Annotated in this window: 7 protein-coding genes; 5 read left to right on the forward strand and 2 right to left on the reverse strand. The window is 76.6% G+C overall.

All coding sequences use genetic code 11. From position 1 onward, the window contains the following. Positions 1-33 precede the first annotated feature (33 nt). Both MY526_RS07215 and MY526_RS07220 read left to right on the forward strand, forming a co-directional pair. Complete coding sequence (locus MY526_RS07215; protein ID WP_436703572.1) at positions 34-966, forward strand: hypothetical protein; 933 nt, start codon at positions 34-36, stop codon at positions 964-966. Positions 967-976: 10 nt separating this feature from the next. After that, the gene (locus tag MY526_RS07220) at positions 977-3,229 is read left to right on the forward strand and encodes a heavy metal translocating P-type ATPase (RefSeq protein ID WP_436703573.1); all 2,253 of its coding nucleotides are present in this window, start codon (positions 977-979) and stop codon (positions 3,227-3,229) included. Positions 3,230-3,308: 79 nt separating this feature from the next. On the opposite strand, the gene MY526_RS07225 is transcribed toward MY526_RS07220, so the two are convergent. Both MY526_RS07225 and MY526_RS07230 read right to left on the reverse strand, forming a co-directional pair. Then, entirely contained in the window at positions 3,309-4,235 is a 927-nt protein-coding gene (locus MY526_RS07225) for a M56 family metallopeptidase (RefSeq protein WP_436703574.1), read from the reverse strand. Between the two features lie 2 nt (positions 4,236-4,237). Continuing rightward, positions 4,238-4,600 carry a BlaI/MecI/CopY family transcriptional regulator gene (locus tag MY526_RS07230; protein WP_436692331.1) on the reverse strand — a complete coding sequence of 121 codons (363 nt, stop codon included), beginning with the start codon at positions 4,598-4,600 and terminating at the stop codon, positions 4,238-4,240. Positions 4,601-4,716: 116 nt separating this feature from the next. Here MY526_RS07230 and MY526_RS07235 point away from each other — a divergent pair, with 116 nt between their 5' ends. From MY526_RS07235 to MY526_RS07245, 3 genes are all read left to right on the forward strand, one after another. Continuing rightward, positions 4,717-6,249 (forward strand): cytochrome ubiquinol oxidase subunit I, encoded by a 1,533-nt coding sequence (locus tag MY526_RS07235; RefSeq protein ID WP_436703575.1) that lies wholly within the window; start codon positions 4,717-4,719, stop codon positions 6,247-6,249. A gap of 13 nt (positions 6,250-6,262) precedes the next feature. Next, positions 6,263-7,258 carry a cytochrome d ubiquinol oxidase subunit II gene (gene cydB, locus MY526_RS07240; protein WP_436703576.1) on the forward strand — a complete coding sequence of 332 codons (996 nt, stop codon included), beginning with the start codon at positions 6,263-6,265 and terminating at the stop codon, positions 7,256-7,258. Continuing rightward, positions 7,255-9,698 (forward strand): ATP-binding cassette domain-containing protein (locus MY526_RS07245; RefSeq protein WP_436703577.1); only part of this gene is annotated, 2,444 nt, incomplete at its 3' end. The genes cydB and MY526_RS07245, both read left to right, overlap by 4 nt.

A 9,698-nucleotide genomic window follows, 5' to 3' on the forward strand; every position in this document is an offset into this window, starting at 1 on the left:
CTCCGCCCGCCGCCGACCCTGGGGAGGACCCCCATGAACACCCCGCTGAAGCTCGGTGTGGTCGCGCTCGGCCTGGGCGCGGTCTTCGCCGCCGCCGTGGGCGTCGGCCTCGTCGTCGGACCGGTCGACGGCCCCGGGTCCCCCGCCGCGGCCACGCCCGCCGCCGCACCCGCGCCCCCGTCCGGCGCCGCCGACGGCGGGCTGGCCGTCACCGGGTCCGGGTACGTCCTGGAACCCCTCGAGGACCGGCTGCCGGCCGGCACGGCGTCCCTGGCCTTCCGTGTGCTGGGGCCCGACGGCGCTCCGGTGGCCGACTACGACGTCGAGCACGTGGAGGACCTGCACCTCGTCGCGGCCCGCCGCGACCTCACCGGCTACCAGCGCCTGCACCCCGAGCTCGGCCCGGACGGGACGTGGCGGGTGCCGCTGGAGCTGACGCCGGGCAGCTGGCGGGTGGTCGCCGACTTCACCCCGAGCGCCCTCGGCCGGAACCTGACCCTGGGCACCGACCTGCAGGTGGCCGGCGGCTACGACCCTCAGCCGCTGCCGGAGCCCGCCGCGGTCGCCGAGGTCGACGGTTACTCGGTCGCCCTGACCGGGGGGCTCGCGGCCGGGCAGGAGTCGGAGCTGACCTTCAGCGTCAGCCGCGACGGCCGGCCGGTCACCGACCTGCAGCCCTACCTCGGCGCCTACGGCATCCTGGTGGCGCTGCGGACGGGCGACCTCGCCTACCTGCACCCGCACCCGGCCGAGCCGCCGGCGAGCACCGCCCCCACCGCCGGACCGCACAAGACCTACGTCGCGCCGGCGGCGTCCCCGGGGACCTACCGGCTGTTCCTGGACTTCCGGCACGACGACGCCGTCCACACCGCCGCCTTCACCGTCCGCGTCGACCCCGGCGGCGTCGGCCCCGACGGCGACGCGACCGCCCCCGACGCGCCGGCCGGCCACGGTCACGGCGACTGAGGAGACCCGTGTGAGCACCACCACCCCGCCCCCGGCCGGCGAGCTCGAGCTCGCGATCGGCGGCATGACGTGCGCCTCGTGCGCCGCCCGGATCGAGAAGAAGCTCAACCGGCTGGAGGGCGTCACCGCGACGGTCAACTACGCCACGGAGAAGGCGCGGGTCAGTTACGCCGGCGCGGTCACCCCCGCGGACCTGATCGCCACGGTAGAGAAGACCGGGTACACTGCGACGCTGCCCCGGCCCCGTCCCGAGGAGCGCCCGGCCGCGGACCCGCTGCGCACCCGCTTGGTGGTCTCCACCGTGCTCACCGTGCCGGTGGTGGCCATGGCGATGGTCCCGGCGCTGCAGGTCGAGTACTGGCAGTGGCTCTCGCTGACGCTGGCCGCCCCGGTGGTCGTGTGGGGCGGGCTGCCGTTCCACCGGGCTGCGTGGACCAACCTGCGGCACGGCGCCGCGACCATGGACACCCTCGTCTCGCTCGGCACCGGAGCGGCGTTCCTCTGGTCGCTGTACGCGCTGTTCCTGGGCACCGCCGGCGAACCCGGGATGCGACACCCCTTCGAGCTCACCATCGCCCGGAGCGACGGGGCCGCGACCATCTACCTGGAGGCCGCCGCCGGGGTGACCACGTTCCTGCTGGCCGGGCGGTTCGCCGAGGCGCGGTCCAAGCGGCGGGCGGGTGCGGCGCTGCGGGCCCTGCTGGAGCTGGGCGCCAAGGAGGTGTCGGTGCTCCGCGGGGGCGCCGAGCGGTGGGTGCCGGTCGAGCAGCTGGCGGTCGGCGACCTCTTCGTCGTCCGGCCCGGGGAGAAGATCGCCGCGGACGGCGAGGTGACCGAGGGCGCCTCGGCGGTCGACGCCTCGATGCTCACCGGGGAGTCGGTGCCGGTGGAGGTCGGACCGGGCGACGCCGTCGTCGGGGCCACCGTGAACGCCGGTGGCCGGCTGGTCGTGCGGGCCACCCGGATCGGCGCGGAGACCCAGCTCGCGCAGATGGCCCGGCTGGTCGAGGAGGCGCAGAACGGCAAGGCCGAGGTGCAGCGGCTGGCCGACCGGGTGTCCGGCGTCTTCGTGCCGGTCGTGCTGGTGCTGGCGGTGGCCACCCTCGGCTTCTGGGTCGGCGCCGGCGCGGGTCTCCCGGCCGCCTTCACCGCGGCCGTGGCCGTGCTGATCATCGCCTGCCCCTGCGCCCTCGGGCTGGCCACGCCGACCGCGCTCATGGTCGGCACCGGCCGCGGCGCCCAGCTCGGCGTCCTGATCAGGGGGCCGGAGGTGCTGGAGTCCACCCGCGCCGTCGACACCGTCGTCCTGGACAAGACCGGCACGGTCACCACCGGCCGGATGACCCTGGTCGACGTCGTCCCGGCCGACGGCGAGGACCCCGACCGGGTGCTGCGGCTGGCGGGTGCCGTGGAGCACGGCTCGGAGCACCCGATCGCGCGGGCGGTCGCCGCGGCCGCCGCCGAGCGGGCCGGTCCGCTGCCGTCGGTCGACGGGTTCACCTCGCTCGAGGGGCTCGGCGTGCGCGGCGTCGTCGAGGGCGCCGCGGTGCTGGTCGGCCGGCCGCGCCTGCTGGAGTCCGTCGCCCTGCCGGTCGAGCTGGAGCGGGCCCGGGGAGCGGCCGAGGCCGACGGACGCACCGCCGTGCTCGTCGCGGTGGACGGCGCGGCGCGCGGGCTGCTGGTCGTCGCCGACGTGGTCAAGCCGACCTCGGCCGCCGCGGTTGCCCAGCTGCGCGGGCTCGGCCTGCACCCGGTGCTGCTGACCGGGGACAACGCGGCGGTGGCCCGCTCGGTGGCGGTGGAGGTCGGCATCGACGAGGTGGTCGCCGAGGTGCTGCCGCGGGACAAGGTGGCCGTAGTCCGGCGGCTGCAGGCCGAGGGCCGGGTCGTGGCCATGGTCGGCGACGGCGTGAACGACGCCGCGGCGCTGGCCGCCGCCGACCTCGGGCTGGCCATGGGAACCGGCACGGACGTCGCGATCCAGGCCTCGGACCTCACCCTGGTCCGCGGCGACCTCCGCGCGGCCGCGGACGCCATCCGGCTCGCCCGCAGCACGCTGGCGACCATCAAGGGCAACCTCTTCTGGGCGTTCGCCTACAACGTCGCCGCGCTGCCGCTGGCCGCCGCGGGGCTGCTCAACCCGATGATCGCCGGCGCGGCGATGGCGTTCAGCTCGGTCTTCGTGGTGACCAACAGCCTGCGGCTGCGCCGGTTCGCCCCGCTGCCGGGCAACGCCGACGCCACCACCGCCGTCCCCGCCTGACCGACTCGGACTCTCCGCGCCGCAAGTCCCCGCCGGGAGTCCGCGACCCTTCCGTCGGTTTCCGCGGGGACCGGCGGGGTCAGAGGGCGGGGAGGAGCAGGAGGGCGGTCGGCACCAGGAGGAGCAGGCCGGCCGACAGCAGCGCCGCCGCCCGCGCCCAGCCGGGCAGGGGGGACGGCGGTTCGAGCAGCCGCCGGACCCGCGCGCCGACCGCCCCGCCGGTCACCGCCAGCGCCCCGCTGGGCACCGCTCCCCCGGCGCCGCCGGCCGCGACGACGATCGCCTGGGCCAGCGTCCGCCGCGGCGCCGCCCCGCCGAGGGACCCCAGCGCGACGTCGTCGGCCCGCATCTCCACCAGCGCCCGCACCGCGGCGTGCGCTCGGGCGGCCGCGGGCAGCACCGGCAGCGCCGCCTCCCATGCCACGAACGGCAGCAGGTACAGGTGGTGGTGCTCGCGCAGGTGGGCGCGCTCGTGCGCGACGACGGCGGCCAGCTGGTCGGCGTCGAGCTCGGCGACCATCCCGGAGGAGAGCACCAGCAGCGGCCTGGCGCCGGGGATGCAGAAGGCCACCGGCGCGGGGTGCTCGAGCAGCCGCGCGTCGGGCACCGCGGCCGGGCGGACGACGAGCTCCAGCAGCTCCCGGTGGCGGCGGCGGGTGCGGGCGGTGCGCAGCCACGACAGCAGCAGGACGCCGACCAGCTCCGAGGCGAGCACTGCGGCGAGGGTCAGCGTGACCCAGTGGTCGCCGCGCACCGGGTCCGCCGCCGGGTGCCCGGTGAGCACCGACCAGCCCGCCTCCGGCAGCGAGTGACCCCACGGCGCGAGACCGTGCACGAGCAGCGCGCCGATGATGGACAGGCCACCGGCCAGCCCGATCGCCTGCCAGCAGACCAGCGCGACCAGCGGGTCGCGGCGCGGCCACCCGGCCCGGGCCAGCAGCGCCGGCACGGGCCAGGCCAGCAGCGCGGTCAGCACGGCGAGGGCGGCCGCGGTGGCGGGGAGCATGCTCAGCGCGCGGTGTCGGGACCCGCCCCGGCCAGGAGCTCGCGCAGCAGCCGCGCCTCGTCTGCGTCGACACCCCCGACGAACCGGGCCAGCGCCGCCTGCCGGTCACCGGCCTGCCCGAGCACCTCGTGCATGAGCTCGGCGGCGTGCTCCTCGCGGGTGGCCCGCGCCCGGAAGCGGCGCGGCCGGGCCTCGTCGTGGACGACGAAGCCCTTCTGCTCCAGCCGGCTGAGCACCGTGTGCACGGTCGTCAGCGCCAGGCCCCGGTCGGCCAGCCCGTCGCGCAGCTCGGTGGCCGCAACCGGACCGCCGGCCGACCACAGCCGCTCCATCACCGCCCGCTCCAGCTCGCCCAGCGACGCCACGGGTCCTCCTGTCCTGCGGATCACACGACCGTCTTCTACGTATCGTAGAACTTCGTCTTCTACCCGGCGTAGAAAGAAATCGACCGATCGTACGTCGCCCAGTGAGGAGAGCGGCCGTGGACGTCCTGGACGTGGCGCGCTGGCAGTTCGGGATCACGACCGTCTACCACTTCCTGATGGTCCCGCTGACCATCGGCCTGGGGATCCTGGTCGCGGTCATGCACACGATGTGGGTGCGGACCGACAAGCCCGAGTGGCTGCGGATGACCCGGTTCTGGGGCCGGGTCTACCTGATCAACTTCGTGCTCGGCGTCGCCACCGGGCTGGTGCAGGAGTTCCAGTTCGGCCTGGCGTGGAGCGAGTACAGCCGGTTCGTCGGCGACGTCTTCGGCTCGCTGCTGGCCCTCGAGGCGCTGCTGGCGTTCTTCCTCGAGTCGACCTTCCTCGGCCTGTGGATCTTCGGCTGGGGCCGGATCCCGAAGAAGCTGCACCTGGCCGCGCTCTGGGCCGCCGTCATCGGCTCGGTGGTGAGCGCGTACTTCATCATCGCGGCCAACTCGTGGATGCAGCACCCGGTCGGCGTCGCCGTGAGCGAGGACGGGCGGCCGGTCCAGGTCGACTTCCTCGCCGTCCTCACCAACAACACCGCACTGGCCGCGTTCAGCCACGCGATCGTCGCCGCGCTCATGGTCGCCGGCGCGCTGCTGGTCGGCGTCGGGCTGTGGCACCTGCGCCGCCGGAAGCTGGCGGACCGGCCGACCACCGACGTCGACCACGCCGTGTGGCGCCGGTCGGTGCGGCTCGGCGGCTGGGTGTCGCTGGCCGCCTTCGCCCTCGTCGCCCTCACCGGCGACTGGCAGGGCAAGCTCATGTACCAGCAGCAGCCGCTCAAGATGAGCTCCGCCGAGGCGCTGTGCGAGACCGAGGCGCCGGCCTCCTTCTCGATCTTCGCCTGGGGCAAGCTCGGCTCCAACGAGTGCGACGACGTGCACTCGATCACCGTGCCGTACCTGCTCTCCTACCTGGCCCACGGCGACTTCTCGACCGCCGTTCCCGGCGTGAACGAGCTGCAGGAGCGTTACGGCGAGGTCTACGGCGAGACCTACCCCGACGACCCGTCGCGCTTCGGCGCGCTGGCCGGCGAGGAGATCGACTACACGCCGCTGCTCGGGGTCACCTACTGGAGCTTCCGGCTGATGATCGGCATGGGCGCGGTGTCGGCCGGCGTCGCCGCCTACGCGCTGTGGGCTACGCGCAGGGGACGGGTGCCGACCTGGCGGATCGGCGTGTACGGCGCGCTGCTCGCCGTCGCCGCGCCGTTCGTCGCCAACGCGACCGGCTGGATCTTCACCGAGATGGGCCGCCAGCCGTTCGTCGTCTACCCCAACCCGGACGTGCCCGTCGACGAGCAGGTCTGGTTCTTCACCGCGCAGGCCGTCTCCCCCGGCATCAGCGCCACCGAGGTGTGGACGTCGCTGATCGCGCTGACCGCCGTCTACGGAGCGCTCGCCGTCGTCGAGCTGTGGCTGATCACCCGCTTCGTCCGCCGGGGCGTGACCACGGGGGACGGCGCGCCCACACCCGGACACCCGCCGGACGCCGACCGGCCGGCCGACCGCGACGACGACGTCCTCTCGTTCGCCTACTGAGCTGGAGCTGACCATGGACCTGCAGACCCTCTGGTTCGCCGCCGTCGCGGTGCTCTGGATCGGCTTCCTGCTGCTCGAGGGGTTCGACTTCGGCGTCGCCGCGCTGCTGCCGGTGCTCGGCCGCCGCCCCGCCGACCGCCACCTCCTGCTGCGGACCATCGGCCCGCTGTGGGACGGCAACGAGGTCTGGCTGATCACCGCCGTCGGCGCGGTGTTCGCGGCCTTCCCCGGCTGGTACGCCACCTGGCTGCCGGCGCTGCACCTGCCGTTCGTGCTCGTGCTGTTCGGGTTGATCATCCGGGCGGTCGCCTTCGAGTGGCGGCACTCGCACCACACCGAGGCCTGGGACGCGACGTGGACGCGGGTCATCACCGCCGGCTCGCTCATCGCCGCGGCCGGGATCGGTGCCGCGCTGGGTGCGACCACGCTGGGGCTGCCGATCGACGCCGACGGCTCCCGGGTGGGCGGCGCCCTGGCCGGGCTCGGGTGGCCGGCGCTGCTCGGCGCGGCCGCCGTCCTCGCGTTCTCGGTCGTGCACGGCGCGGTGTTCCTCGCGCTGAAGACCGACGGGCCGGTGCGGGTCGCCGCCCGCGCGTTCGCCCGGCGCTGGGCACCGGTGGCCGCACTGCCGCTGCTGGCCTGGGCCGGGATCGCGCACCTGCGGTACGGCACCCCGGTCACCGCGGTGCTGTGGGCGGTCGCGGCGCTGGCCGTCGTGGTCGCGTGGGCGCGGCTGCGGGCCGGGCGGGAGGGGCAGGCGTTCGCGGCGTGGGGCGGGATGCTGGTCGCCGCCGCGGCGGCCGTCTTCGGAGCGGCGTATCCCGTCGTCGTCCCCTCGACGATCGATCCGGCGTTCGACGTCACGGTCACCGACGCCTCGGTGAGCGCCTACACGCTGACCGTCATGACGTGGGCGGCCGGGATCGGCCTGCCGGTGGTGCTCGGCTACCAGGCCTGGACCTACTGGGTGTTCCGCAAGCGGCTGACCGCCGAGCCGGTGCACGCATGAGCCGCGGGAGGCCCGCCCCGACCGGCGATTTCCGCGGAAACCGCCGGGGGCGCGGGCCGCTGGCGGCGCTGGCCGGCGTCCCGGGGCTGACCGCCGCGCTGGTCCGGCAGGCCGCCGTCGCGCTGGTGCAGACGGCGGGTCTCGTGCTGCTGGCCGCCGGGCTGGCGCACGCCGTCGCCCGCGCCGCCGGGCACGCCGACGGGCCGGTGGCCGCTCCGCTGCTGGTGGCCGCCGCCGGGGTCGCTCTGCGCGCGGTCACCGCGTGGGCCGGCGAGCTGCTCGCCGACCGCGACGCCTGCCGCGCCGAGGAGGAGCTGCGCGCCGCGCTGGTCGCCCGGCTCGCCGACTCCCCGGCCGCGGTGGCGGCGGCCGGCGGCCCCGGGCCGGCGGCGGTGCTGGCCACGACCCGGCTGGCCGACCTCGGTCCCGGGCTGGCGGCCCAGCTCCCGGCGCTGGCGCAGGCGCTCGTCGTCCCGCCGGCCCTGCTGGTCGTGCTGGCCTGGACCGACCTGCTCTCGGCCGTGCTGGTCGCGGTCACGCTGCCGCTGGTGCCGGTGTTCATGGTGCTGGTCGGCCTCACCACGCGGGACGGCACGACCGCCGCCGCCCGCGCCCTGGACCGCATCGCCGCGCACGTCGCCGAGCTGGTCCGCGGACTCCCGGTGCTGGTCGGGCTGGGCCGGGCCGCCGAGCAGGCCGCCACCCTGGCCGAGCTCGGCGAGGCGTCCCGACGCCGCACGCTGGCGACGCTGCGGCTGGCGTTCCTCTCCGCCCTGGTGCTGGAGCTGATCGCGACCCTCTCGGTCGCGCTGGTCGCGGTGACCGTCGGCCTGCGGCTGGTGCACGGCGACCTCGCGCTGGCCGTCGGGCTGACCGCGCTGCTGCTGGCGCCGGAGGCCTTCGCCCCGCTGCGCGCGCTCGGCGCCGCCCACCACGCCTCGGAGGACGCCGCCCTGGCCGCGGCCGAGGCGCGCACGGTGCTGGCCGCACCGGCACTCCCGCCGGTCATCCCCGAGCCGGCGGACGACGACCCGCGGGGTGCCGACGTCGCCGTCCGCGGGCTGACCGTGCGCCACCCCGGGCGGGCCGTCCCGGCGCTGCCGCCCGTGGACCTGGACGTCCGCCCCGGCGAGCTGGTCGCCGTCGCCGGGGCCAGCGGTTCGGGCAAGTCGACGCTGCTCGCCGTCCTGGCCGGGCTGCTGCCGCCGACGGCCGCGGTGGAGGGGACGGTGACCGGCGTCCCTGCCGGTACGGTCGCGGTCGTGCCGCAGCACCCGCGCACCACCGGCGAGACGGTCGCCGACGAGCTCCGCCGGCACGCGGCCTCGGAGCCCGGGGTGGACGAGGTCGTGGGTGAGGCGTTCGCCGTCGACGCGCTGGCCCGGGTGGGAGCGGCCGAGCTCGCGGGCCGCAGCTGCGCCACCCTGTCCCCCGGCGAGCTGCAGCGCGTCGCGCTCGCCCGCGCGCTCGTGCGGATCCGCCGCGGAGCCCGCCTGCTGCTGCTGGACGAGCCGACCGCGCACCTGGACGACGCGGCCGCCGCACGGGTCTCCGCCGTGCTGGCCGCCCTGCGCGGCACGGTGACGATCGTCCTGGTCACCCACGACCCCGTCCTGGCCGCCCTCGCCGACCGGACGGTCACCCTCCCGCACGGGACCCTCCGCGCCGAGAGTCCGGACCATGACCGGACTTCCGGCGCGGAAAGTCCGCCCCCCGACCGGACTGACCGCCCTCTCCACGCCGAGAGTCCGGAGCTGCGCCCGCTCGGGTGGCCGCGGAGGGCGCTGGCGCGGGCGGTCGCCGCCGGCACCGCGTCGGCCGGCGCCGGGATCGCCCTGACCGCCGTCTCCGGCTGGCTCATCGTGCGCGCGGCGGAGATGCCCCCGGTGCTCACGCTCCTCGTCGCCATCGTGGGCGTGCGGGCGTTCGGGCTCGGCCGGGCCGGCCTGCGCTGGGTGGAGCGGATGACCGCGCACGACGCGGCGCTCCGCATGGCCGCCGACCTGCGGGTCGGGGTGTGGCGGGCGCTGGCCCGGCAGGGCATCGCCGCAGACCGGACGCCGGGCTCCGCCCTCGCCCGCGTCGTGGGGGACGTCGGCCTCGTGCAGGACCTCTCGGTGCGGGTGGTGCCGCCCGCCCTGGTGGCCGGCGTCGTCACCGCGGCCACGGCCGCCGCGCTGGCGCTGGTGTCGCCGGCCGCCGCGGGTGCGGCCGGGCTGGTGCTGCTGGCCACGGTCGCGACGGTCCTGGCCGTGCACCGGCGGGTGGACGCCGGCGCCGCCCGGGCCGAGGCCGAGCTGCGGATCGCCGCGCTACGGGACACCACCACCGCGCTGGAGGGCGCGGCGGACCTCCGGGCGCACGGCCTCGCCGCCGCAACGGCGACCGACCTCACCGGCCTCGCGCGGCGCGGGTCGGCCGCGGCGCGGACCGGCGCCCG

The organism is Geodermatophilus sp. CPCC 205761 (assembly GCF_051383655.1).
Lineage (GTDB): Bacteria > Actinomycetota > Actinomycetes > Mycobacteriales > Geodermatophilaceae > Geodermatophilus.